This window comes from Aquimarina sp. AU474 (assembly GCF_900312815.1).
GTDB lineage: Bacteria > Bacteroidota > Bacteroidia > Flavobacteriales > Flavobacteriaceae > Aquimarina.
Window position 1 is genome coordinate 74,938 of record NZ_OMPE01000003.1, and the last position, 26,473, is coordinate 101,410.

General features: G+C 32.6%; 18 protein-coding genes and 1 pseudogene. 10 read left to right on the forward strand and 9 right to left on the reverse strand.

Going from position 1 to position 26,473, the window contains the following annotated elements; genetic code table 11:
* Positions 1-193: 193 nt before the first annotated feature.
* The 6 genes from DK508_RS00660 to DK508_RS00685 all read right to left on the reverse strand — a co-directional run bounded on the left by DK508_RS00660 (position 194) and on the right by DK508_RS00685 (position 6,930).
* Positions 194-2,359, reverse strand: coding sequence for a LysM peptidoglycan-binding domain-containing protein (locus DK508_RS00660; protein WP_109298806.1), 2,166 nt, complete (start codon positions 2,357-2,359; stop codon positions 194-196).
* 55 nt (positions 2,360-2,414) lie between these two features.
* Complete coding sequence (gene guaA / locus DK508_RS00665; RefSeq protein ID WP_109298807.1) at positions 2,415-3,947, reverse strand: glutamine-hydrolyzing GMP synthase; 1,533 nt, start codon at positions 3,945-3,947, stop codon at positions 2,415-2,417.
* Between the two features lie 118 nt (positions 3,948-4,065).
* Positions 4,066-4,719: a response regulator transcription factor gene (locus DK508_RS00670; protein WP_109298808.1), complete on the reverse strand. Its 654-nt coding sequence runs from the start codon at positions 4,717-4,719 to the stop codon at positions 4,066-4,068.
* A gap of 30 nt (positions 4,720-4,749) precedes the next feature.
* Complete coding sequence (locus tag DK508_RS00675; protein ID WP_109298809.1) at positions 4,750-5,526, reverse strand: sensor histidine kinase; 777 nt, start codon at positions 5,524-5,526, stop codon at positions 4,750-4,752.
* Complete coding sequence (locus DK508_RS00680; protein ID WP_109298810.1) at positions 5,496-6,155, reverse strand: hypothetical protein; 660 nt, start codon at positions 6,153-6,155, stop codon at positions 5,496-5,498. The genes DK508_RS00675 and DK508_RS00680 overlap by 31 nt, the downstream gene beginning before the upstream one ends.
* A 34-nt stretch (positions 6,156-6,189) precedes the next feature.
* The gene (locus DK508_RS00685; RefSeq protein WP_109298811.1) at positions 6,190-6,930 is read right to left on the reverse strand and encodes a hypothetical protein; all 741 of its coding nucleotides are present in this window, start codon (positions 6,928-6,930) and stop codon (positions 6,190-6,192) included.
* 239 nt (positions 6,931-7,169) lie between these two features.
* Between DK508_RS00685 and DK508_RS00690 the strand changes: the two genes are divergently transcribed.
* On the forward strand, positions 7,170-8,819 hold the full coding sequence (locus DK508_RS00690; protein WP_160114505.1) for a hypothetical protein: 1,650 nt from the start codon (positions 7,170-7,172) through the stop codon (positions 8,817-8,819).
* 88 nt (positions 8,820-8,907) lie between these two features.
* Here DK508_RS00690 and bshC read toward each other — a convergent pair whose 3' ends face one another.
* A complete protein-coding gene (gene bshC / locus DK508_RS00695) occupies positions 8,908-10,503 on the reverse strand; it encodes a bacillithiol biosynthesis cysteine-adding enzyme BshC (protein WP_109298813.1) in 1,596 nt (531 codons plus the stop codon).
* Positions 10,504-10,630: 127 nt separating this feature from the next.
* On the opposite strand from bshC, the gene DK508_RS00700 reads away from it, so the two are divergent.
* The 8 genes and pseudogenes from DK508_RS00700 (at position 10,631) to DK508_RS00735 (ending at position 22,054) form a co-directional block, all read left to right on the forward strand.
* The gene (locus DK508_RS00700; protein ID WP_109298814.1) at positions 10,631-13,111 is read left to right on the forward strand and encodes a M14 family metallopeptidase; all 2,481 of its coding nucleotides are present in this window, start codon (positions 10,631-10,633) and stop codon (positions 13,109-13,111) included.
* A 35-nt stretch (positions 13,112-13,146) separates the two neighbouring features.
* Positions 13,147-15,309: a M3 family metallopeptidase gene (locus tag DK508_RS00705; RefSeq protein ID WP_109298815.1), complete on the forward strand. Its 2,163-nt coding sequence runs from the start codon at positions 13,147-13,149 to the stop codon at positions 15,307-15,309.
* Positions 15,310-15,407: 98 nt separating this feature from the next.
* Positions 15,408-16,100, forward strand: coding sequence for a hypothetical protein (locus tag DK508_RS00710; RefSeq protein ID WP_109298816.1), 693 nt, complete (start codon positions 15,408-15,410; stop codon positions 16,098-16,100).
* Positions 16,101-16,126: 26 nt separating this feature from the next.
* Positions 16,127-18,985: a pitrilysin family protein gene (locus DK508_RS00715; RefSeq protein ID WP_109298817.1), complete on the forward strand. Its 2,859-nt coding sequence runs from the start codon at positions 16,127-16,129 to the stop codon at positions 18,983-18,985.
* Positions 18,986-19,137: 152 nt separating this feature from the next.
* Positions 19,138-19,389: pseudogene (locus DK508_RS00720) on the forward strand (autorepressor SdpR family transcription factor); the annotation flags it as partial.
* A 7-nt stretch (positions 19,390-19,396) separates the two neighbouring features.
* A complete protein-coding gene (locus DK508_RS00725; RefSeq protein ID WP_109298819.1) occupies positions 19,397-20,047 on the forward strand; it encodes an SdpI family protein in 651 nt (216 codons plus the stop codon).
* On the forward strand, positions 20,047-20,976 hold the full coding sequence (locus DK508_RS00730) for an alpha/beta hydrolase (RefSeq protein WP_109298820.1): 930 nt from the start codon (positions 20,047-20,049) through the stop codon (positions 20,974-20,976). The genes DK508_RS00725 and DK508_RS00730 overlap by 1 nt, the downstream gene beginning before the upstream one ends.
* A gap of 616 nt (positions 20,977-21,592) precedes the next feature.
* Positions 21,593-22,054: a fibronectin type III domain-containing protein gene (locus tag DK508_RS00735; protein WP_109298821.1), complete on the forward strand. Its 462-nt coding sequence runs from the start codon at positions 21,593-21,595 to the stop codon at positions 22,052-22,054.
* A gap of 181 nt (positions 22,055-22,235) precedes the next feature.
* Here DK508_RS00735 and rimO read toward each other — a convergent pair whose 3' ends face one another.
* The gene (gene rimO, locus DK508_RS00740; RefSeq protein ID WP_109298822.1) at positions 22,236-23,537 is read right to left on the reverse strand and encodes a 30S ribosomal protein S12 methylthiotransferase RimO; all 1,302 of its coding nucleotides are present in this window, start codon (positions 23,535-23,537) and stop codon (positions 22,236-22,238) included.
* 137 nt (positions 23,538-23,674) lie between these two features.
* Between rimO and DK508_RS00745 the strand changes: the two genes are divergently transcribed.
* On the forward strand, positions 23,675-24,775 hold the full coding sequence (locus tag DK508_RS00745; RefSeq protein ID WP_109298823.1) for a serine hydrolase: 1,101 nt from the start codon (positions 23,675-23,677) through the stop codon (positions 24,773-24,775).
* On the opposite strand, the gene DK508_RS00750 is transcribed toward DK508_RS00745, so the two are convergent.
* Positions 24,768-26,444: an amidase family protein gene (locus DK508_RS00750; RefSeq protein WP_109298824.1), complete on the reverse strand. Its 1,677-nt coding sequence runs from the start codon at positions 26,442-26,444 to the stop codon at positions 24,768-24,770. The two genes, DK508_RS00745 and DK508_RS00750, sit on opposite strands and share 8 nt — an antisense overlap.
* Positions 26,445-26,473: the final 29 nt, after the last annotated feature.

Below are 26,473 nucleotides of genomic sequence, written 5' to 3' on the forward strand. Positions count from 1 at the left end.
ACAATCAATTATAGTGCCAAAGGATATCCAATTCTATAAATAAATTTAAAGAAAAATGATAACCTTTAGAATATCAAATATATAGAAAAAAACTCTTTTTTTTCTATTCGATACGCTTTTTTATTCAACAACAAACAAATTTCCCTAATTAATACTAGTAGACTTTTCTTTATAAAGTAATTTCACTTTAAAATCATTCAACTACTGTTAATTTCAAGTCATCATCAAATTTTATAAGATAAGTAGCCTTATTATAATATCCTCCCAAAGGTTTTTTAGCATAGTCAAACTTATTTTCAACATATTCTGTTGTTCCTTCAAAAGAAACCGCGTGATACAAGTCATCTGCAGTACCTAATCGCATTAAAACATCGTATGCTATATCAAATCCTCGAACTGCCCAATTATTCGGGAATACTCCAAATCTTTCTTTATACTTTTTTGCGAAAGGAGATATTTCTTTTTTACCTTCTTTATCTTCTTCATCATCAAACTCTTTATCTACAGATGGATAATGTAAATGCAATTTTGACAAATGTTCATTTTTGATATTATCATCATCGAAAGCACTGTTTTTATCGGTAGTAAACAATGTTACTTTATGGCTCTCTGCTTTTGCATTCAGCAATGGAATCACATTACTAATCATAGCAACATCACTAGACTCCAAAAATACCCAATTTGGTTTATTCTTATCTAAAACTTTTGCAAGATGAACTTCGTAAAGATAATTACCTTCTTCAATTTTAGCTACTTTAGCATTTGGAAATTTGGTGACTAATTTTTCTTTTATTGCCTCATGTCTTTTTCCTTGTTGAACAATAATAACAATATTCTTATCTGTAGAGTCCTTTTCTACAAAAGATATTATTTTTTCCTGAAGCATCTTATTAGTAGGCCTTGTTTGAAAAAAATTATCATATAACTCAGATTCTTTTCTAGAAGCAGGAGAAAATACGGGTGTGTCGTATTTTTTAAGTTCTGATGCAACTATTTCAAGATTGGATTGATATAACGGCCCTATTACAACATCTGTTGTCTCAAAATCATTTTGTGTTATTAATTGTTTTATATGATTTTGATTATTACTTTTTTGAGTATCAAAAACATTAAGTTCTGTTGTGATTCCTTTTGTCTTTGCAGAATCTATAGCGACTAACACTCCGCTATATAGATCCAAAGAAATCCTTAAACTTTGTTTACTTTTTAAATGTTCTTCTATTTTCTGCCTAGCATTAAAATCCATAGTATCTACACTAAAAGGGAGCATTATAGCTACCTTTTTAGGTTTAAAATTATAGAGTTTACTACTCAAATCAAGATATTTTTCTTTACCTAAATCTATAGCCAAAGTATCTACTTCTTTTTCTTCCGGTATCGTAATTACCATCCCAGCTTTAAGACCGTCTTTAATGTAAGGATTCATTTTTAACAACGAATCTGAAGAAATATCTAACCTTCTTACCAAACCAAACATAGTTTCTTTGGGCTGAATTTCGTACAACCTAAACCCTGGTTGTATAGAATCTTTTAAGGATATAAAAACAGTTGTAGGTACAGTTAACTCCATCCCAATAGGAAAATCTGGATTCATATTAGGGTTGAGTTGTTCTAACTCACTAATAGTAATACCATGCCTCCTTGCAATACCATACTTGGTATCCTTTGGCTTAACTTTATACTTTGTGGTTACAGATAATCTCGACTCTATACTATCTTTTACAACCTCATTTGTTGATTCTTTAACTTCGTATACAGGTATTCTTATTCTATCTTTTTTTCTAATCTGTTCAGAATATAATCTCTTGTTATTCTTTTTTATATCCTCTACAGTAATATTATATTTTTTGGCAATACCATATAAAGTTTCTTTTCTTTTCACCTTATGAGTAATAAACCGTATTATTTTACGATCATCAGGTATGACTTTCAAACTATCAAGAACAGTTCCTTTATCCGGTTCGTTGCTGTCAATTGCTGTAACTTCATTCTTTTCTATTTTACCTACATTTAGAATTTGGCCAATATTAATTCCGTTTACAGCCTCTGGGTTAAGTAAATAAATAGTTTCTGTGGTAATATTGTATTGTTTCGAAAGACTATAAACCGTATCTCCTTTATCTACAACATGAGTTTTATACTCTTGACCATCAACAATAGGAATTGCAAGAATTTCTCCCTCTTTGATCCCATCCTTTGCAGTTGGATTAATCTTATATATAGCTTCAGGAGTAGTATTATAGCGTTTTGCTATTCTATATACATTTTCTCCTTTTTCTACAGTATGACTCTTATATTGTTGCGCATTGGCAGAAACGCCTATTATTAACAGCAAAAAAATCAATAAAAACTTTTTCATTTACACTTATTTTTGTTTCCCATATTTCAAAAAATCAGAATTCCTTATTCTAGTACTATTCCCATTCTATTGTTGCAGGAGGCTTTGAACTAATATCATATACTACTCTATTAACGCCTTTTACCCTGTTTATTATTGCATTAGAGGTATTTTGTAAAAATTCATAAGGAAGATTTACCCAATCTGCAGTCATACCATCGGTACTTTCTACAGCTCTTAATGCCACACAGTTTTCGTAAGTACGTTCGTCTCCCATTACTCCTACGCTTTGAACAGGCAATAATATGGCTCCTGCCTGCCAAACTTTATCATACAAACCGTTCTCTTTCAAACCATTTATAAAAATAGCGTCTACTTCTTGCAAAATACGAACTTTATCATTGGTAATGTCACCTAAAATTCGAATAGCTAATCCTGGACCAGGAAAAGGGTGCCTACCTAGTAATTCTTTATCCATCCCCATAGATGCTCCCACTCTTCTTACCTCATCTTTAAATAACATCTTCAATGGTTCAACTATTTTAAGTTTCATATAATCTGGCAATCCTCCCACATTATGATGACTTTTGATCGTAGCACTTGGGCCACCTGTTACAGAAACACTTTCTATCACATCTGGATATATTGTACCTTGGGCTAACCAAGTTACATCTTCGATAGCATGTGCTTCATCATCAAAAACTTCAATAAATACTCGTCCAATAGCTTTACGTTTCTTTTCTGGATCACTTTCTCCTGCTAGGGCATCCAAAAAACGTGCCGAAGCATCTACACCCTTAACATTGAGCCCCATACCTTTATATTGGGCCAATACATCTGCAAATTCATTTTTACGAAGTAATCCGTTATTTACAAAAATGCAATACAAATTTTCACCAATAGCCTTATGTAATAACATAGCTGCAACTGAAGAATCTACCCCCCCAGAAAGCCCTAATACAACCTTATCATTACCTATCTGTTCTTTTAAATTATTTACAGTTTCATCAACAAATGAATCTGGAGTCCAATCCTGAACAACACCTGCTATATGTACTAAAAAGTTTTCTAAAAGTTGTGTACCGTCTTTTGAATGATATACTTCTGGATGAAATTGAATCGCATATGTTGCTTCTCCGTTAATCTTAAATGCAGCATTCTCCACATCATGGGTACTTGCCAAAAGCTCTCCATTTGTTGGTAGTTCTTTTATAGTATCACTGTGACTCATCCAAACTTGTGAACCTTCAGAAATATTCTGAAACAATTCATTATTATTTACAAACGATAAATTTGCACGACCATACTCACGAGTATTAGATTCGGCAACTTTTCCTCCTCCAAAATGTGCTAGATATTGTGCTCCATAGCAAATACCAAGCAATGGCTTTTTACCACGTATTTCCGAAAGATCTGGATGAGCTACATTCTCTCCTCGAACTGATAATGGACTACCAGATAGTATTACAGCACTATAGCTATTAATATCTTTTGGGGGATTGTTATATGGATGTATTTCTGAATAAATATTGAGCTCTCTAACGCGACGCCCAATAAGTTGTGTTACCTGTGACCCGAAGTCTAGAATAAGTACCTTGTTGTTTTGCATAGGCAAAAATAAAATTAAATTAGTAACCCTGAAATCCTAAAAGAGATAATTTTCAAATAGGGCATTAATTTTAGAAAAGCCTCAACTTTTTTGAGTAATTAATTGGTTATCTGTTAAATTAAACCGAAATAATTTTGTCCTTAACAGCTTTCATGATCAAACCTGCTGTGTTTTTTACTCCTAATTTGCTGATTAAGTTTTTTCGGTGCCCCTCAACAGTTCTTGTACTTAAAAAAAGTTGTTCTGCGATTTCTCCAGTAGTAAACTCTTTAGCTATTAATTCCATCACTTCTAATTCTCTCGAAGTTAATTGATAATTTTTTCCTATCGAAGGTGGTTTCTGGGACTTATTTTTTAGTCCTTTCAGCACGGCTTCGGATACAAAAGGGTTAAAATAAATACCTTTTTCGCATACAGATCGTATCGCTTCTTCTAGCTCTTGTTGATTTGTATCTTTTAACAGATATCCATTAGCACCAATTTCCATCAAATAGGAAGTCATTCGTTCCTCTTTGTGCATAGTAAGAATAATAATTTTAATGTCTGGATATTCCTCTTTGAGTTTTAATGTAGCGTCTACCCCATTCATATCTTCCATTTCGAGATCTAAAAGAATCACATCAGGAGTAATCACATTAAGTTTTTTTAATAAATCATTACCACTTACAGCTTCTAACACCAAAGAAAAATCAGAGATTTTTTTCAGTATTGACTTTATTCCTTCGCGAAATAAATGATGATCATCTACAAGACCTAGTTTTATAGTTTCCATAATTTTAAATATCTTTTTTATTATTACATACTAACATACAATCTCTACTTTAAATCCCTTGGCCGTAGTTAAAAAGTTAATATTACCCGATAATACCGAAAGACGGCTTTCTATGTTTTTAAGACCTAACCCTTTTTTATGCAAAACTTCCTGTTTATCTAGTCCTTTACCATTATCTTGATACAAAATAACCAATGCATCATTTTCATTTTTTAATTCAATTTTTATAATCGAAGCATTTGCATGTTTTAACGTATTGGTAATTAACTCTTGAATAATCCTGTATATATTTAGTTCTCGAGATTTACGTATTGAATTTGTTGTATTGTTCTTAAAAAACACTTTTATTTTTCCTGAATCATTTATTGTTTGACCTAAACTTTGCAACGCTTCAATCAATCCCAATTTTTCTAAAACTACAGGTCTCAAATCCTGAGAAATATGCCGAACACTACGAATCATTTCATTCAAAAAACCATTCATTTTTAGAGTAATTTCATTAAACTCATCAAGAGGTAAAGCAGGCGTGATTTGACCAAAATATAGCTTAGAAGTAGTTAACATAGCCCCCACATCATCATGTAATTCTTTTGCTATTCTGCTCCGTTCTTCCTCTTGACTTAGGATAGATGTTTTTAATAATTCTTTTTGATAGTCAAATTCTAACTTCTGTCTTTCTTTTTGTTGAGCCAGCAATCTACGTTGATATACAATAAAGAAAATGATTACAGAAAGAGATAATAAAAAAATTACTCCCATTCCTATAATTATGATTTTTAATGTAATGGCTTCTTCGGATTCACCCATAAAGCGATTGTATAAAATATATTAAGTACGATATTCATGATAGCATGCAATCCCCAAACAAGGTAACTCGATGCACTAGCCCCATCTTTAAACATATAATTATTAATGAAAAATAGAATTAAATTACTTGAAAAATAAATTAAAAACCCCGAATTAATCCAAAACATAGGATTGATTTCTAAGGCATTATATTTCACTTCCTTTAAAAGCGAATAAAAATAACTTAAACAGAAAAATATAATGATCATCCCAGAAATGGTAATCGCATTAGAATTGAATGTATAGATATCTTGAAAAAAAACAGTATTGCAAACAGCAAAACCACCAAACAACAAAATCAAAATTATAAAAAATGATTTTGAAAACATAGATTTCAATTCGACCGCATATATTTTTGAAATAATAACAAACTCAACCACTGTATACACATGATAAATAGGTAAATTATTCACTTTTTTATACCAAAACAAAAGTGAAACTATTTCTACAATAATAATGATAGAGAGTAAAACCATTAAAATAGCTTGTGTTTTATTCAATGTTTTAAAACGAAAAAGCGCTACTATAAAAGGAACTCCAACTATCAAAAGTGAGATTAGTCTAATATTTTCAAAAAGTTCTTTACTCATATTTATATATTAAAAATGGGGCGATAGAAAAAAACTAACAAGTTGGTGGGCATGGGCTAAGATATTCCACTAATGTTTCATCAGGTCCTGATATTGACTCTACCACCCCTCTTAAACCTAATTCATTATTCATTGTTACCCCTGCAGTATTAAAGCCCAAAACTGGTGTAAACGAAATCATCTCTTTTTTAGAAAATTTATTCATATCCACACCAGGATAAAGATTAACACCCGTAACTTTATCCAATAACACATCATTTATGTACTGTAGTATTCTTTTGTCAGTTTCGTCTTTATTGCCAATGTAGTAAGAAAGCACCCTTTCTACAGGTCCTTTTCCTTCATTAGTTTTACAATGAAAAAGGTCGTCTATTAAATGCATATCTATATCATTCCAATTATCACCAATCATTTTCTTAAATGTTTCCGGCACTATTTCTGCATCTAATTTCTTGACTTGTGGTATAAAGTAAAAAACTAAATCTTTACTCCCATTAACCTGAAGGTAAGGGTAAAACGTAATTTTATTAATATCATCTCCCCTTAGAGCCAAACAAATTCTAATTTCTCTTATTTTCTTAATATTACTAAATCGCTCTGCGTCTTTGTCATTTAAACTAAAAAAATTTACTCTTCGAAATTGTTCTGAATTTTTATCCCATTCATGAAAATGATGTGCTAGCTTAAGAATATTTTCTTTACACCATTTTTCTCGACTATTTACAAAATCTTCAGTCGTATCTGCTCCATTATTTTGTGTGATTGTGCTTCCCATTTTTTTGTTTTTAAAGAGTTAATAGTTTTCTTCTTTAAAACTAGTCAAAAAAAACCTTTGTCACTAATAATGAAGGTATTAACCAGTAATTACCATTATAAAACACGTATTTACCACGTATTTCAATTTTCGGTATTTATGGTCTTTTAATTTACCTGTATCTCCCTCAATTTTGGAACGTTGATTTTATTTAAAAAAACATCATCGCAAATTGAAATAATCAATTAACAATAAATCATATGAAAACTCACACAAGGATTTTAAAAATGTTCGTCCTTATATCATTAATGATATGTGGATGTAGTAAAGACGACGGAGAAGATACCCCTCCTCCTACTATAGGAGTTGAAGAATTGCCTGGTATTGATTTAAACGAATTCGAAATCGACGAAGGAGAAATTGGAATAAGTATAAATGCTAGAAAAATTGCTAGAAAAGGCTACAAACCTACTATTGCAGACATCAAAGTAACTGCTACCACAGGAGATTATAGCCAGCAAGTTGCTTTTGATGTATTTAATAATATTGCAAACTTATCTTTTAAAAATGAAGATCTTAGCGAAGAAGCTCAAACGGAACTCAAAAACGGAGTTGCTCTTACTATAGCTGTTTTAGATGAAAATAATAATACATTGGCTACAAAAGTCATCTCTAAACTATCTTTTACCTCAAGTCCATCTGAGGAAGAAATATCTGCCGACGATCTTGAGGATTTATATGCAAAAGTTAGTATTCGAGAAGAAGTTAAACATTATATACAAATAGTAACAGAGAACAATGAAGAAATCTATGGTGCTCCTAACTCTACATTATACCCAAATACTATTCTTCTAAACACTCCGATAATCGTAAATCAGCTAGCAGATCTTGATTATAATTCTGAAAATACAGAAAAATTCACTACGTATCGATTTGTCGAAGTTCCTGGAGAAGAAGGAGTATTTACAATTTCTGTTCATAATGGTGATGACATACATTACTTATACATAGTTCCTGCAAATTCGGAGCTTAGGATACAAAGCAAAGCGAATCTTATACGAAATGGAGGTAATAACCCTGGAACACCTCCTAATTATAAGTTCAAAATTGAAAAAATTGAAGCGGGACTTTACACTATAACACCAACATTTACGGGTAACGCTTTATCACTTATTAATGATCGACTTAACGCAGGCAGTGCCAGCGATCCAGTATACTTTAGAATTTTATCATTTGACATTGATTGGGATATACAACCAGTAGAATCAAAGTTTTTGAAACCAATACTACCACCTTCATCAACTTCTGAAGCTTATAATAGTACTCTTAGAAACTGTAGTAGTGGCTCTTTACAACAAACTGTAGGAAGGTCAGAATCCTTAGAAACTAAAGAAATTCTCGGTTGGGAAGAGTCCATGTCTGTAAGTACTACTCAAGATTACTCGGTATCTGTAACTATAGAGGCAGAAGTTTCGACTAAATTTTTTGGTGCTGGTGGATCAGTTAAAAGTTCGGTAACTGGTAGCTATGGTTTTAGTAAAACAAGGACACAGACCAGTACAAGGTCCGGTGGATTTGAAGAGACCAAGACAACCGAAATCTCTACTGAACGAACTCAAGAAGTACCTCCGAAAACTGCAATTACAGTTGCAGACATATACCAATCTTACGAAAATGTTAGAATTCCATATGTTCAACGTTTTAGAATTAAAGGAAATTATCAAGAGGATGGTAAGGCCTTAACGGGGCAAGAGATTACTACTCAATTCGCATTCAATAGTTTTACTGGGGTAATTACTGATGTTCAAGCAGATTTTATTGAAGTAACCGTAAGGGGAACTAATATTATCAACAGATTAATCGAAACAGAAACTATTTCTAGAGATGTAGAAGGAGCGTGTAACAACTAATCCTTTTCAAAATAAAAAATCAATTCAAAAACACCTCTATACATTATAGGTGTTTTTGAAATTATTACATTAAATTTTTTGTAAAAGTTTATCGTTCCAAAACCAAAAACTCTCCATTCAAAGGATCTAAATACTCTACCAACATCGGTATTAAATCCTCACCATACTCTAAATACATTTCAGAAAAATTTGTAGTACGTTCTTGTAAACTATGATTAGGAAACAATTCGTTTTGAATATTGGTTAATCGTTTTACATGATCACTCAATTTTCTTTTTTGCGCCTTCAATAACCTTTTTTCCAAAACATCTAGTCCCTTAAGTTGTTTTATTTCTTGAGCTTTAACAGCATTAAGAAACGTAACATCAGTTTGTTCTGCCAATTCGAACATATCTTTAAATTGTTCTTGAAGATGAATTCTTTGCGTATCAAAATTAATATCGATGTTAGAAATTTTTCTAACCTTAAGATTAATTAACTCATGTTGTTTAAGAAATAGTTCTTTATCCGAAACATTAAGTTTTTTAATCTTCTCTGATTGTTTTTGCGTTTTGATAACGACAGAGTTACGAAGTAATAACATTGGAAACGGAATCTCTACCTCTTCAAAATAATCTTTTAACTCAAGCCAGTATGCCAACTCTCCTCCTCCTCCGATATAACAGAGATTAGGCAAAATTATTTCTTGATATAACGGCCTCATCATTACATTAGGGCTAAATCTCTCTGGAAAATCCGAAAGTTCTTTTAGTATTTGAGTCTTACTCCAAGTAATATCGGTCTCGTTTACAAAATAACCTTCGTCTTTCTCAATTATTCGCTCGCGTAATTCATCACCCAAGTAAAACAAATTAATCTCTCTTGGGTTTACTTGTGCCTTATATCCCGATGCCACTAATCCATCCGCTTTGGGTAGTGCTTTTTTATAAGCGGTTTGCTCTAATAATTCCTTTTTTACATAAGGAACAAAAAGTCGTTTTAACCCAGGATCATCACCATCAATAATAACTAAACCATATTCCTTAAAAAGTTCATTAGCCAAATACCTAGTAGCTTCGGTTAATGTCTTATGTTTTAAATAAGCTTCTTTAAATAAGTTTTTTAATCGTTCTGCATTATTTCCTGATCCTATTTCTGAAGAAAAAATCTCAAAAACTTTATCTAATCCATCGGTATCAAATACTCCAACAGGTCCACCATCTGCTCTATTCCATCTTATTTTTTTTCCAAACAAATTAAAGTAATTGATTTCGTCAAAATCATGATCTTCTGTAGCCATCCAATATATCGGTACAAAATCATATTCAGGATATTGTTTCTTTAAAGTACTAGAAAGATTAATCGTAGATATTATTTTATACAAAAAATACAAAGGGCCTGTAAAAAGATTTAACTGGTGTCCCGTTGTAATTGTAAAAGTAGAAGGTTGCGATAGCAATTCTATATTCTTAAGTGTCTCATCAGAATTATCAACTTCATTGTATTGTCGATGAAGAGCATCCACAAGTACTTTTCTATTTTCATCAGAAAAAGCTCCTTGTTTTTCTTTAATTTGATCTTTGAAATTTTCTAAACTAGGATACCGGTTATAAAACGGTTTTAAATCAACTTTTTGATCTAAGTAATCACAAATAAGAGATGAAAAGTAATTCGTTTCTCTAAACGGAATACAGTCACTAGGCATAAAAATCTTTTTTTTTGAGAGGTTAAATATACATTAGATTGTCATTGTAAATCCTAAATTTTAGTTAATACAGATTATATCCTAAATTTAACTCGGTATTTTACCCACTACAAAATCTAATTTATTGATGAAAAAATTAATCTTCGTTCTCTTTGTCGTAACGGCTTCACTTACTTACTCACAAAACAAATTACAATCTCCTGCAGAATTTTTAGGATATAATATTGGTGAACAATTTACTCGACATGCAGATGTTGTGAATTATTTTAGCCATGTTGCACAAAATTCTGGGATGGTCACATATCACAATTACGGAAAAACAAATGAACGAAGACCACTTACATATGCTATAATTTCATCCAAAGAAAACCTTCAAAACATTGAAAACATAAGGTTAGATAATTTAAAAAACACTGGAATTGTCGAGGGTGTTTCAACCCCTAAAACAGCAATAGTTTGGTTAAGTTACAATGTACATGGGAATGAAGCTTCAAGTACAGAAGCTGCTATGCAAACGATCTATGAATTGATTACCAAAAAAGCCGATTGGCTACAAAATACAGTAGTTATTATGGATCCTTGTATTAATCCAGATGGACGTGATCGATATGTAAATTGGTATAATCAGGTAAAAGCTACGCCATATAATACCGATCAAATGGCTACCGAGCATAACGAACCATGGCCAGGTGGGAGACCTAATCATTATTTATTTGACCTTAATCGTGATTGGGCATGGGCGACACAGGTAGAAACCACTCAACGATTGAAAATTTATAACCAGTGGATGCCGCATATTCATGTAGATTTTCATGAACAAGGTATTAATGAACCTTATTATTTTGCCCCGGCAGCAGAGCCTTTTCATGAAATTATTACACCATGGCAAAAGGATTTCCAAACTCAGATAGGTAAGAATCATGCCACATATTTTGACAAAGAAGGTTGGTTATTCTTTACCAGAGAACGTTTTGATTTGCTATATCCAAGTTATGGAGATACTTACCCTACTTTTTTGGGGGCTATAGGTATGACATATGAACAAGCAGGACACGGAAGAGCAGGATTAGGTATTCAAACCGATGAAGGATATGTTTTAACTCTTAAGGATCGTGCCTTACATCATACCACAACAGGACTATCTACTATTGAAATCTCATCTAAAAACGCTGCAATTCTAAATACTGAATTCAAAAAATTCTTTAATACTTCTTCTTTAAAATACAAAAGTTATGTTCTTAACGGAGAAGTGGACAAAATCAACTTGCTAACCAAACTTTTGGACAAGCATGAGATTAAATACGGTTTTACAAATACAGCCAAAGTTTCTGGGTTCGATTATAGAAAAAATAAGCAAGCTAGTATGAATGCTAATGGAGCATTGGTAGTAAGCACGAATCAACCTAAAGGTAAAATGATCAAAGTTCTTTTTGAGCCTGATGCAAAACTAAGCACTCCTCTTACATATGATATAACGGCTTGGAGTATTCCGCACGCCTATGGACTCGAAGCTATTGCTTCTACATCTCTGATACCTGTAAATCAAGAGAAGAAACAAGAATATCACACGAATACTATTGATCCATCTGGTGCCGGTTACATTGCAAAATGGAATAGTATCGATGATGCTCGTTTTATGACTGATTTATTACGTCATAATATTCGGGTACGATTTAGCGAAAAAGATTTCTTTAACAGCGGAAATCGATTTAAAAAAGGTAGTTTAATTATTAGTAAAAGTGATAATAAGCATACTCCAAATTATGATAAAACTGTTATCGATATAGCTAATAAACATAACAGAAAACTATACACCACATCAACTAGTTTTGCTACGAGTGGGGTCGATTTTGGTTCTCCAGATGTTAAACTAATTAACAACCAACGAATTGCTATGCTTAAAGGGGATTATATTTCTTCATTAAGTTATGGCGAAACCTGGTATTTTTTTGAACAACAACTTAAATTCCCGATTACATCTATAGATACTGATTATTTTGATCAAGTCGATTTAAGTAAATATGATGTCCTAATTATGCCTAATGGATATTATGATGGGCAGGTGAACGCAAGTACTATAAAGAAACTAAAAAATTGGATCAAAAAAGGTGGGAAAGTAATCGCTCTTGCAAGAGCAGTTGGTGTTTTTGCAGGTAAGGAAGGTTTTGATTTAAAGAGCAATACACCTGAGAAAAAAAAGAAAGATTCTATAGGTAATTTAACACCATATGATCAAAGAGAAAAAGAAAGCGTAAAAGATTTTATCACAGGAAGCATCTTTAAAACAAAAGTAGATTCTTCGCACCCTATGGCTTTTGGGTATGATACTACTTATTTTAGTTTAAAACTAGGAAGCAAATCTTATGAGCTTTTGAAAAATGGATATAATGTGGCACACATCCAAGATACACAACCTGTTTCTGGATTTGCAGGAACTGATGCATTAAAGAACCTTAATAACTCTATCGTATTTGCTGAAGCTCGAATCGGTGATGGAAGTATTGTTTATATGGTGGATAATCCATTATTTCGATCTTTTTGGGAAAATGGTAAACTATTCTTTGTTAATGCCATTTTTTATACAAACAACAATAAATTCAGACTATAAAAATATAAAACATATTATCAATTAAAATTAACTCAATGAATACGCAATACATCCCAAAAACACTTACTTCAATATTCCTGTTATCAGTAGTATTGTTATCAAGTTGTAATAAAAAGAAAGAAACTGTGGAAACAGAAACAGAAGAAACTCAGAATGTTTTATTAGCAGAATGGACAGGATCTTACGGAGGAACTCCTGCATTTGATAAAATGAATGTAACGGATTTAAAACCAGCTCTTGAAGAAGGAATGAAAATCAACTTAGAAGAGATTGATAAAATTGCAAATAATACAGAGGCTCCAACTTTTGAGAATACCATTGCCCAAATGGAAAGATCAGGAAAAGAATTAGATAGGGTTTTCTCATATTACGGTATCCTTAGTAGTAATATGTCATCTCCAGAGTTTAGAGAAATTCAGAAAGAAATGGCTCCTAAATTATCCGAATTTAGATCAAAAATTTCTCAAAATGAAAAATTATTTCAGCGTATCAAAACAGTATACGATAACTCTTTAAAAACACCTTTGGACGATGATCAACAACGAGTTGTGCAGTTAACCTATGAGCAATTTGCTATGAATGGTGCAGAATTAGATACTGAAAAAAAGAAACGATATGCCGCAATTAATAAGGAGCTCTCGGCATTATACACTAATTTTTCGAATAATATTCTTGCAGACGAAGAAGGTTATGTAACCTACCTTACCAAGGAACAACTGAGTGGTTTATCTGAGCCTTTGATTAATGCTTATGCAAAAGCGGCTACAGATCGTGATCAAGAAGGTAAATACGCTGTAACCAACACTCGATCATCTATGGATCCTTTCTTAACTTATTCTGATGAAAGAGCATTACGTGAAAAGGTATGGAAAACCTATTACTCAAGAGGAGATAATGCAGATACTCACGATAATAATGAAAATATTGCCAAAATCCTGAAGCTACGTAAAGAACGTGTTGGGTTATTGGGATACGATAATTATGCAGATTGGAGATTACAAAATCGAATGGCTAAAAATCCTGAAAATGCGATGAAATTAATGAATGCGGTTTGGCCAGCTGCAATAGGACGAGTAGCCGAAGAAGTTGCAGATATGCAAGCTATAGCAGATGCAAACGGAGATAATATCACCATCGAACCTTGGGATTATCGCTATTATGCCGAAAAAGTTAGAAAAAAGAAATATGATCTGGACTCTGATGAGGTAAAGCAATATTTACAGTTGGATAAACTAAGAGAAGCCATGTTTTTTGTGGCTGGAGAATTATTTAATTTTAAATTCACTCCTGTAGAGGAAGGAAAAGTAGCCGTATTTCATCCAGACGTTAAAGTATGGGAGGTAAATGATAAAACATCTGGAGAGCATATTGGCTTATGGTATTTAGATCCTTTCGCAAGAACAGGGAAACGTTCTGGAGCGTGGGCTACTACTTACAGAAGCCACACTACTTTTGATGGAAAAAAGACAGTATTAGGTTCTAACAATTCTAATTTTGTAAAACCTGCTCCAGGAGAGCCTGTTCTAGTATCTTGGGATGATGCCGAGACATTTTTCCATGAATTCGGTCATGCTTTACACTTCTTCTCCTCAGAGGTACGCTACCCTACACTAAATGGTGGTGTTAGAGATTACACAGAGTTTCAATCGCAATTGTTAGAACGTTGGTTATCTACTGATAAAGTAATCGATCAATATCTAGTACATTATAAAACAGGTGAGCCTATCCCAAAAGCATTGGTTGAAAAAATCAAAAAAGCGGCAACATTTAATCAAGGGTTTGCAACTACAGAATATTTAGCTTCTGCGCTAATGGATATGAAATTTCATTTAGCCGACCCTTCAAATATTGATGTAGATGCTTTTGAAAAAGAAACCTTAGAAGCTTTAAAAATGCCCAAAGAATTAGTGATGCGTCATCGTACACCTCATTTTGGACATGTATTTTCTGGAGAAGGTTATGCCACTGCGTATTATGGATATATGTGGGCAGATGTACTAACCTCTGATGCATCTGAAGCTTTTGCTGAAGCCCCTGATGGATTTTATGACAAAGATGTAGCTTCCAAATTAGTCAAATATCTATTCGCTCCACGAAATGCAATGGATCCAGCTGAGGCCTACAAGAAATTTAGAGGTCGCGAGGCAAACATCGAAGCATTAATGCGAGATCGAGGTTTTCCTGTACCAAAATCATAAAAAATTATAAAATTAAGCCGAAACTAAAGTTTCGGCTTTTTCTATTTTAATAGGTAATAAAACAACAAATGGTTACCTAAAATAAAGCTTATATTTATATGAATGACGCTATACGTCTTGAACCAGAAAAAATTATAAAAACCATTGACCAACTAGAAAAGCGAATTTCGGATCGTTTTCCAAATTCAAGCCTTAAAGAAGTTTGTCATCAATTCTTGACTGTTGCTCAAAAAAGTAAGCAAAATATTCAATGGATTTCTAATCCCAACGTATCACTCCGACTTTTTTCTTATCTCATTATATTAATAGGAGTAGCAGGACTACTATACAGTATCACCTTTATTGACTTAAAGATAGAAAACACAACACTTTCTAATGTTGTTACCATTTCAGAAGCTATATTTAATGACATTATTTTATTGGGTGCTGCAATTTTCTTCTTAGTTTCATTAGAATCTAGATTAAAAACAAAACGGGCCCTAAAATCATTAAATGAACTTAGAGTAATTGCTCACGTTATAGATATGCACCAACTCACCAAGGATCCATATGTAAACGACTCACCAGAATCAGCAACAACTAATTCACCCCGTCGTACCTTAACCAAATTTGAATTACAGCGTTATCTTGACTATTGCTCTGAAGCCACTGCCTTAATAGGAAAAGTAGCTGCCCTATATTCTCAAAGTTTACCTGATGAAGCTGTAGTGCGAGCTGTAAATGAAATCGAAACTTTAACCACTGGGTTAAGTAGGAAAATATGGCAAAAACTTATTATTTTAAATGATTAAATATCAATTATCAAAAATTCATAATCATGCGAACAATCAAATTTTTAACTGTAACACTTCTAATTTTTGGAACGCTTGTTTCTTGTAAAAAAGAAACTGTTTCTCAAGAAAATACTTCTGAGGTTAAAGAATTCAAGGTCGATTTTGAAAAATTCACCTTAGACAATGGTCTTCAAGTTATTTTTCATGTTGACAAATCAGATCCGGTTGTAGCCGTAGCGTTAACAGCTCATGTAGGTTCTGCCCGAGAAAAAGAAGGAAGAACCGGTTTTGCGCATTTGTTTGAACATTTACTCTTTTTAGAATCCGAAAACTTGGGAAAGGGTGGCTTAGATAAAATGAGTGCCAGGATAGGTGGATCCGGAGCGAATGGTTCTACTAGTAGAGATAGAACAAATTATTATCAAACAGTACCCAAAGATGCCTTAGAGAAAATGATTTGGGCAGAAGCAGATAAACTAGGATATTTTATTAATACGGTTACCGATCCTGTTTTAGCAAAAGAGAAACAAGTAGTTAAAAATGAAAAACGACAAAGTATAGACAACAGGCCATATGGACACGTTTCATATGTTATTGATAAAAACATATATCCAAAAGAGCACCCTTATAACTGGCAAGTTATAGGGTCTCTAGAAGACTTACAAAATGCTACCCTTCAAGATGTTAAGGATTTTTATAATCGTTGGTATGTTCCTAATAATGTTACCTTGACTATTGCCGGAGATTTTGACACAGAGCAGGCAAAGGCATGGGTTCATAAATACTTTGATGAAATCAAACGTGGTGAAGACATACCAAAACTCGAGAAACAAACTATTGTTCTTAATGAAACAAAAAAATTATATTATGAAGATAATTTTGCTCGTCTCCCGCAGTTAACTATAACCTGGCCCACTGTATATCAATATCACCCGGATTCATACGCATTAGAGGTATTAGCCAATTACCTTTCTGAAGGTAAAAAAGCACCTTTTAATAGAGTATTGGTAGAAGACAAAAAACTCACTTCAGAAGTTACTATGTTTAATTTTGGGACAGAGTTAGCAGGAGATTTTCAATTAATCATAAATGGTTTCGGAAAAGTAGACCTTAACGATATAGACCAAGGCATTACTGAAGCATTTTCTAAATTTGAAACAGAAGGAATTTCTCAGCAAGACCTTGATCGTATTAAAGCAGGTCAAGAAACTGCTTTTTATAATCGATTGTCTAGTGTTTTGGGTAAAGGTTTTCAATTAGCTCAGTATGAAATTTTTGCAGGAGATCCAGGTTTCATAAATAAAGATGTTCAAAATATCCTAGCTGTTACGACCGAAGATATAAAACGTGTGTATAACCAATATATTAAAGGTAAACATTATGTAGCTACTAGTTTTGTTCCTATCGGGCAAACCGATCTTGTTTTAAAAAATTCTAAGCTCGCCGAAGTTGTTGAAGAAAAAATAATAGAAGGCGCCGAAGAAACTTTTGATGCTGGTATTATTGCCGACTATGAAAATACTCCATCTAGTTTTGATCGCTCTGTAGAACCAGAATATGGTGATACACCAGTAGTTAAAGTTCCTGAGGTATGGGAAGATAAACTTTCTTCGGGAATAGAAATATATGGAATTGAAAATGATGAAGTTCCTTTAGTACAGTTCAGAATAGATATCAGAGGTGGGCTTTTATTAGAAAAACCCGAGTTGGTAGGAGTCTCTAATTTATTAGCACAATTAATGACCAAAGGAACAAAAACAAAAACAACTGAAGAACTAGAGAATGCTATTGAAAGCCTTGGCGCATTAATCAACATAAATTCGGGGAATGAAAATATAATGATTAATGGTAGTACTTTATCTAAGAATTATGATAAAACAATAGCCTTGGTACAAGAAATGATATTAGAACCTAGATGGGATGAAAAAGAATTTGATCTCATCAAACAAAGCGTTATAAGTCGTATCCAACAACAAAGTGCCAACCCTAGAAGCATTGCTAATAATGCATTTGCAAAAATCACCTATGGTAAAGATCATATTTTTTCTCATAACAATTTAGGTACAGAAACATCTGTTAATTCTATACGCATAGATGATTTAAAAAATTATTATAACACTAATATAGCCCCTAACGTAACTAAAATTCATGTTGTCGGTGATATTGCCAGCGATAAAGTAAAAACATCTTTAACTGGGCTTGACAAAAATTGGGAACAGAAAGAGGTGAAATTCCCAGTTTTACCAAGTAGTATTGCTCCAGAACAATCAAAGGTTTATTTTTATGATGTGCCGGGTGCAAAGCAATCTCAAATACGATTTGGATATCCTGCATTAGCGGCTACGGACGCAAATTATTACCCTGCACAAATTATGAATTACCGCTTAGGAGGTGGTGGATTTGCATCTCAATTCACACAACAATTGCGTGAAGGAAAGGGATACACTTATGGTATTGGATCAAGGTTTTCGGGTAGTACTATTCCTGGTCAATTTATGATTTTTAGTGGTGTACGATCTAATGTTACCTATGAATCCTCAAGTTTAGTCAAAGAAATTTTGGGGGATTATGGAAAAAATTATAATGACAAAGATCTGGAAATTACAAAAAGTTCTTTGATTAAGAGTAATGCGCGAGCATTCGAAACCCCTAACTCTAAATTAAATATGTTGAGAAACATAAGCACTTTTAAATTTCCGAAAGACTACGTTACACAACGAGAAGCTATTGTAAAAAACATGACCATCGAAGAAATTAAAAAATTAGCAGATACATACCTCGACCCCAATAAAATGATCTATTTGGTCGTAGGAGATGCAAAGACTCAATTAAAAAAGCTAGATCAGCTAGGTTTTGGTACTCCTATATTATTAAACCAGGAAAATGAAACTATAAAGAACTAAATACTTACATACTTTTAAAAAAAAAGAGGGGATAACCCCTCTTTTTTAGTATCAAATTATACCTGGACGCATGGTGTATTTATCAAAAATTCAACAATCGCATTTGGTATTTTAAAATAGTATTTAGATATTTGTCTAAATATATAAATACTATGAATTCCGTTTTTAAAGCTTTAAACGATAAAACAAGGCGAGAAATCCTTACACTACTAAAAGAAAAGGATCTAAATGCTGGTGAGATTGCCGATTTTTTCAACATTAGCAAACCCAGTATTTCTCATCATTTAGACATTCTTAAAAGAGCAGATTTAATAACTTCTGTCAAAAACGGACAATTTGTTACATACTCCATAAACACATCGGTGTTAGATGAATTGTTTCAATGGATTTATAATTTAAAAGAAGAAAAAAATGAAGTTTCAAATAAGAAGGGAAATTCCGTTTTGGATACTGATAGCATCTCCGATCCTTTATCTGATATTTAGCTGGAAAAATGTTCCAGAGAATATTCCTGTGCATTACAATATATTTGGTGAGCCAGACAAATGGGATAGTAAGTTGAACTTTTTGATAATGGCAATAGTACTCTCTCTATTAACATATCTACTATTATTATCTGCTCTTTATATAGATCCTAAAAAAAGAATTTCGGAAATGGGGAATAAATTTCATCATTTGAGATTTATCATGACTTCGCTTATTGCCATGATTTTCATACTCATGATCTACGCAAATATTAATAGCCTTGCCAACTTCAAAAATTACTTAAGTATTCTTTTAGGTGTCTTATTTATTCTTTTTGGCAATTATTTCAGAAGTTTAAAACCAAATTATTTTATAGGTATCCGCACTCCTTGGGCTTTAGAAAATGATATAGTCTGGCGACGTACACATCGTTTTGGAAGTAGTTTATGGTTTTTTGGAGGATGTATTATCATACTAGTGAACCTGATACCCATATTACAGATCATGGCATGGTATAGCACCATGTGTATCATTTTAATGCTAATTCTGATCCCAATCATATATTCATACTCAATATACAGAAAATTAGAATCCTAATGAAAATAAAATATCTAACTATACTACTCATACTAATTGTACATGCAAATCTTTTATTTGCACAACAAGAAATTGAAATTTTATCGGATGGTCTATCATTATCAGGAACCATTTTAAGTCCTACTAACAAAGCCAATACAGTAGTTTTACTTATATCTGGTTCTGGTAATACAAATAGAGATGGCAACGTATTAAATGCAGGATATACTAACAATAGTATGAAAATCATAGCCGAAACTCTTAATGATAACGGCATTGCCTCATTAAGGTATGACAAAAGGGGAGTCGGAAAAAGCATTAATGATACCTTTAATGAAGCACACCTTAACTTTAATCAATACGTAAGTGATGCCATAGCGTGCATTACTTATCTACAAAAAGAATTTGATCATGTAATAATAGCTGGTCACAGTCTTGGTGCCTTAGTTGGGATCTTGGCAGCACAAACAACCAAAGTAGATAAAATTATATGCCTAGCCGGAATTAGTGATTCTGGTTATAACACTATCAAACGTCAGTTATCTTCGCAACCAAAGTTTGCAAAGGATGCAGCCTTTCCTATTTTAGACAATATTAAGAATGGAAACAAAGTTGATAGTGTTCCTCCTTTTTTGGCTGCTCTTTTTAGGCCAGAGATACAAGGTTATCTAAAATCATTTATTTCTTATAATCCCCAAGAAGAAATAAAAAAACTAAATATCCCTATTTTAATTATTCAAGGTAGTACGGATATTCAGATTACCACTGAAGAAGCCAAAAAAATGGGAGAAGCTAACAGAAGGGCAAAATTAATACTCATCGATGAGATGAATCATGTTTTAAAAAGAGTTAGTGCTGATATCAACAAAAATTTAGCAACCTATAGCAATCCAAACTTACCCTTACATGAAGATCTTATGCCCCATATTATTGATTTTATCACCAAATAATTTATTATTATAAATCAATCTTTTTGATTTTAGAATCAACATTTATAAAACAAAAAAATTCTACAACACATAGAAAGGCAAAAACCATCTCTTTTTAATATAATATTAGTTCTACAACTAAAATAAAAAGAGAAAAACTATCTAAAAAAACAGAAAGAAATATTTAAAAACACGCTTCAATTATTTGTTTCCAAACTTCTAAAATTTCACTTCTCACATTTAGGTTTCTAATTTATTGAAGAGTGCAAAACAATCTCTAAAAAGAATTACATAATTACACTATAAAAGATGTTTTTTATAAGAAAATGATAAAACTAATGTAAATAACAGCTCCAATATTACCAAATTGTTAACAATATGGCTTTTTTTGAAAAAATTAACTTTATCATTTTAATAAAAAAAATCACTTTTTTTAAGGATATATCATCTGTTTTTCTTGAATCATTATCAATTTAGAACTATACCCTTTGACCATGTTAAATATTCCCTTGTGTTAAATTACATCAATAACAATTCTACAAGATATCCCTTAGAGAAACTTTAAGATTTTGAATGCTTTTTTTAGATACTTTTGCCCTCGATTTGAAACAAAAACTAATTCCAAAATAAAATTGAAATGATTAAAAAATACCCTATTCTACTTGCTCTTGTTGCTGTATTAATCTCATGCGAAGCTGAAGAATTTGACATCGCAAATGATGCAACTACTATTGGTACAACTGGTGAAGATCTTGAAAATGTAGATATCGAAATCGATCCTGATACAGTTTCAACTTCATGTGGCATACCACAAAGGTTAAGCGCTAATGAAGTTTCTAACGAAGCGATTAATGTTACCTGGATCACAGAAACTACTAAACAAACTAGCTTTGAGGTAAGATATGTAGAACAACCAGAATCTATAGATGATACATCTACTGCTATTCTTAATGACTCTACACTTATTCCTGCCGAAACAAACAATGTAACTATTGGAAACTTAAAACCTTTAACAAATTACATAGTAATTGTTAGAACTAAATGTTCAGAAGGTACATTTAGCCAATGGAGTGAATCTGTTATTATTACAACTCTTTAACAAATTATATCTACTGCGGTACTATTTGAATTAGCCAAAAAAAATAATCGCGGTATATACTCATAAAAAGAGGGGATCTATATATAGATCCCCTCTTTTACTATTTTTTTTCTATATGTTTTTTAAAAGAATTAGCATATCCTTATCTAGATAAAAAGTTACAGAACTAAATTGAATTTTATTAGATTACTTCTGCATAAAGATCAAAATCCTCTGCTTCATATACTTTAACCGTTGAAAAATCACCAACTTTCAAGTAATATTTTGATGCATCAATTAAAACTTCGTTATCTACATCTGGAGAATCAAACTCCGTTCTACCCACAAAGTATTGCCCCTCTTTTCGATCTATAACTACTCTAAATTCTTTTCCTATTTTTTGTTGATTCAATTCCCATGAAATTTGAGATTGGATTTCCATAATCTCATTCGCTCTTTCCATTTTAACCTCCTCAGGAACGTCATCTTCAAGATTAAAAGCATGCGTATTCTCTTCATGAGAATAGGTAAAACAACCTAAGCGTTCAAATCGCATTTCTTTCACCCAATCTCGTAAGGTCTCAAAATCTTCCTGAGTCTCTCCTGGATATCCAACAATTAATGTAGTTCTTATAGTCATCTCGGGAACTGCAGTCCTAAACTCTTTTAAAAGCTTGGTAGTTTTCGCTTTGGTTGTCCCTCTTCGCATAGATTTCAATACCTGATCTGATATATGTTGGAGAGGAATATCAATATAGTTACATACTTTTGGCTCTTTTTTCATGACATCTAGCACATCCATTGGAAAACCCGTGGGAAACGCATAATGTAACCGTATCCACTCTATACCATCTACTTTAACTAATGCTTTTAAAAGATCTGCTAATTTTCTTTCTTTATACAGATCCAATCCATAATAAGTAAGATCCTGAGCTATTAAAATCAATTCTTTCACACCATCTGCAGCTAATTTTTCTGCCTCTATAACCAATTCTTCAATTGGTGTCGAGCTATGTTTTCCTCGCATTAATGGAATAGCACAAAACGAACATGGTCGATCACATCCTTCGGCTATTTTAAGATAAGCATAATTTTTTGGTGTAGTTGTTAAACGTTCACCTATTAGTTCATGTTTATAATCTGCACCTAATGCTTTAAGCAAGCCAGGTAATTCTGTAGTTCCAAAATACTGATCTACATCAGGGATTTCTTCTTCTAAATCAGGCTTATACCTCTCCGACAAACACCCAGTCACAAAGACTTTATCAACCGATCCTTCTTCCTTTTTTTGCACATACTCAAGAATAGTATTAACCGATTCTTCTTTAGCGTTGGCAATAAAACCACAGGTATTAATTACAACAATATTGCCTTCTTCCTCATGAACTACTTCTTTGTTGTTTGCTTTTAATTGCCCCATTAGCACCTCACTGTCGTATACATTTTTGCTACAACCGAGGGTAACTACATTGATTTTATTCTTTTTTAATGTCTTTGTTCTCATATGCTTGAATAAAGGTGTGCAAAGATACAATGATTAATCAAAGTTTGTTGCATAAATTGAATAACTCTATGTATTAAAATATCTCTTCAATTAAACCTTTTGTATATTACATAGTCCAAATCTATAAATATTAAACTATGAAAATGATTAATATCTTGTTTTTAGGATCTATTTTCGGATTAATTTCTTGTTCGAACGAATCTACAGATATTGATGAAATGGTTGTCGATATTCCTCCAGATCTTAACAAATTATACTTCCCTCCTATAGATTCTAATGATTGGGAAACACTAAGTATTCAAGACTTGGAATGGAACCAAGATCAAGAACAACAACTTTATAATTTTTTAGAAGATAACGACACAAAAGCATTCATAATCCTTAAAAGCGGTAGGATTGTTGTCGAAAAATATTTTAATGGGGCCTCTGCTTCAGATAACAATCCCTGGTATTCGGCAGGAAAAACGTTAACTGCATTTACAACAGGCATAGCTCAACAAGAAGGGTTACTAGATATAAATCAAAGTTCCTCAACGTATTTAGGAACAGAATGGGCATCCATATCAAACACACAAGAAGCTACAATTACGGTACGTAATCACTTAACAATGTCTACAGGGTTGGATTACAATGTAAGTAATCAAAACTGTACCGATATGGATTGCTTAACATATTTAAATACGCCGGGAACATTTTGGTATTATCACAATGCAGCTTATACACTGCTTGCAGATATTATTACCAATGCCTCTAATCAAACTTACACTAATTATTTTAATCATAAACTAAGGGATCCAATCGGCATGAACGGCACTTGGATAAGCTTAGGTTATGCAAATGTATATTATAGTAACGCCAGAAGTATGGCGCGTTTTGGGTTATTAAATTTAAATAAAGGTTCTTGGGGTACAACTAAGATTCTTGAAGACGAAGAGTATTTTAACCAAATGACAACAACATCTCAAAATATGAATGCATCATATGGATATTTATGGTGGTTAAATGGAAAAAGTAGCTTTAGAGCTCCTGCTTTCGAAATTGAATTTGCAGGAGAACTTATACCTGAAGCTCCCCAAGACCTTATAGCTGGTTTAGGCAAAAATGATCAAAAATTATATGTTGTACCCAGTCAAAACCTAGTAGTAATACGAATGGGAGATGATACAGGAGAGTCACTTTTAGGCCCCTCTAGTTTTGATAATGAACTCTGGAAAAGAATTAATCTTTTAATTAATTAGCATATTTAGAAGGTATTTTACGTTCTTTTGTAGCTTGTTCATAGGCATAACCTAACTGCAAAAGTTTAGCCTCATTATATTGTTTTGCAATAAAAGTAAGGCCTTTTGGCTCTCCCTTTTCGTTATATCCCATAGGAACAGTTAATGCTGGATACTTTGCCACAGCTGCATATCCTGCATGATAATTGTTTATAGACAAAATAGCATCTAACTGATGTTTATCTATTGAGGTATCAAAATAATCACGAGCATCCCTCTTTAAATTCTCTTTTATTGTATTTAATTCTTCGGTCGAAGTACTATCAGCTATTATCCCTTCAAACAATTGCTGTCCGTATGGGATTCTTAACATGGTATCTTTGTTATTAAAAGCAACAGCATCTTCAATATTCTTAATCAAAACTTGATCCCCAGCATGATTCTCTAAATATTTAGGTAAATCATTTTTCATATCAATATTTAGTATACTCAAAAAACCTGGTAATGGTATTTGTTTTGGTTCGATCTCTATAATCTCACTTCCTGATTTCTTTAAATTTTCAACAGCAAGGTTATAAATAGAATCTTCTAAGAATTCTTTAATAACCCCAAAACGCATCTTATTGAGGCTCGCATCTTTGATTGAGTCTACAAAATTTACTTTTACTTCAATAGAAGTATCATCACTTATATCTTTTCCGATGAGCGCATTAAGAAGAATTGCATTATCAATAACATTTTTGGTCATAGGGCCGGGTGTATCCAAAGTACTTGAAATTGGCACTATACCTGTTCTACTTAAGACTCCAATTGTCGGCTTTAGTCCTACTACAGAATTCTGACTTGAAGGTGATAAAATAGATCCACTTGTCTCGGTTCCCACTGCTGCAACACAAAAATTGGCAGCTACTGTTACTCCGCTTCCTGAGCTTGATCCTCCAGATTCAAAAATCATTCTACCATAAGGGTTCATAGTTTGTCCACCAATTGCACTATACCCAACAGGGCAGCCAGAACATATAAAATATGCCCACTCGCTTAAATTTGCCTTACCCAAAATCAATGCATTCTGACTTAAAAGCTTTTGTGTAATAAATGCATTACCAGTTTTATTATTCTGAAGTGCAATGGCACCACCAGTGGTAATCATCCCTTTGGTATTGATATTATCTTTAAGCAATATTGGCATACCGAATATCGAATTTACATCAATAGTATTTTTATCGATTTTATCCAAAGCTCTTGCTTGATCAACTACCTTAGGGTTAAGGGATATAACGCCATTTAAAGACAACGTATTATCACTTTCATATTTTCTAATTCTATAGATGTAAAAAAGGGTTAACTCCTCATAGGTAAGCTCTCCATCAATAATACTTTGTTGTATCGTCGGAATATCCTTTTCCAAAATAAGATCTCTTAAAAGGGTATACTTCTCTTCAGGGAAGTAATCTAACTCTGGTTCTAACTCTTTCCATATATCATTTTTATCTAGCACTTTTGAGTTCACCAGCTTTAGATGCATTCTCGTTTGCTCCAATTTTTGAGTTGCCGCCAAATCTTGTGTCTCATCATAAGACTGCCAAGTAATTCTGGCTTGTTTTTCTTCAACGACTTTAGTTTCTTTTTCTTTCTTTTTACACGAAAAGGAAAGAAAAATTATCAAAACGATTACACTTATATTTTTCATAGGGAATTGATATATTAAAATTCAAAAAA

What these genes read in the sequence shown, in the direction of transcription:
- DK508_RS00690 (WP_160114505.1), top strand. Translation starts at nt 7,170, where the DNA reads ATGAAAACTCACACAAGGATTTTAAAAATGTTCGTCCTTATATCATTA.
- DK508_RS00660 (WP_109298806.1), bottom strand. Translation starts at nt 2,359, where the DNA reads ATGAAAAAGTTTTTATTGATTTTTTTGCTGTTAATAATAGGCGTTTCT.
- DK508_RS00675 (WP_109298809.1), bottom strand. Translation starts at nt 5,526, where the DNA reads ATGGGTGAATCCGAAGAAGCCATTACATTAAAAATCATAATTATAGGA.
- DK508_RS00685 (WP_109298811.1), bottom strand. Translation starts at nt 6,930, where the DNA reads ATGGGAAGCACAATCACACAAAATAATGGAGCAGATACGACTGAAGAT.
- DK508_RS00730 (WP_109298820.1), top strand. Translation starts at nt 20,047, where the DNA reads ATGAAAATAAAATATCTAACTATACTACTCATACTAATTGTACATGCA.
- DK508_RS00745 (WP_109298823.1), top strand. Translation starts at nt 23,675, where the DNA reads ATGAAAATGATTAATATCTTGTTTTTAGGATCTATTTTCGGATTAATT.
- guaA (WP_109298807.1), bottom strand. Translation starts at nt 3,947, where the DNA reads ATGCAAAACAACAAGGTACTTATTCTAGACTTCGGGTCACAGGTAACA.
- DK508_RS00680 (WP_109298810.1), bottom strand. Translation starts at nt 6,155, where the DNA reads ATGAGTAAAGAACTTTTTGAAAATATTAGACTAATCTCACTTTTGATA.
- DK508_RS00700 (WP_109298814.1), top strand. Translation starts at nt 10,631, where the DNA reads ATGAAAAAATTAATCTTCGTTCTCTTTGTCGTAACGGCTTCACTTACT.
- DK508_RS00710 (WP_109298816.1), top strand. Translation starts at nt 15,408, where the DNA reads ATGAATGACGCTATACGTCTTGAACCAGAAAAAATTATAAAAACCATT.
- rimO (WP_109298822.1), bottom strand. Translation starts at nt 23,537, where the DNA reads ATGAGAACAAAGACATTAAAAAAGAATAAAATCAATGTAGTTACCCTC.
- DK508_RS00715 (WP_109298817.1), top strand. Translation starts at nt 16,127, where the DNA reads ATGCGAACAATCAAATTTTTAACTGTAACACTTCTAATTTTTGGAACG.
- DK508_RS00735 (WP_109298821.1), top strand. Translation starts at nt 21,593, where the DNA reads ATGATTAAAAAATACCCTATTCTACTTGCTCTTGTTGCTGTATTAATC.
- DK508_RS00725 (WP_109298819.1), top strand. Translation starts at nt 19,397, where the DNA reads ATGAAGTTTCAAATAAGAAGGGAAATTCCGTTTTGGATACTGATAGCA.
- DK508_RS00705 (WP_109298815.1), top strand. Translation starts at nt 13,147, where the DNA reads ATGAATACGCAATACATCCCAAAAACACTTACTTCAATATTCCTGTTA.
- DK508_RS00670 (WP_109298808.1), bottom strand. Translation starts at nt 4,719, where the DNA reads ATGGAAACTATAAAACTAGGTCTTGTAGATGATCATCATTTATTTCGC.
- bshC (WP_109298813.1), bottom strand. Translation starts at nt 10,503, where the DNA reads ATGCCTAGTGACTGTATTCCGTTTAGAGAAACGAATTACTTTTCATCT.
- DK508_RS00750 (WP_109298824.1), bottom strand. Translation starts at nt 26,444, where the DNA reads ATGAAAAATATAAGTGTAATCGTTTTGATAATTTTTCTTTCCTTTTCG.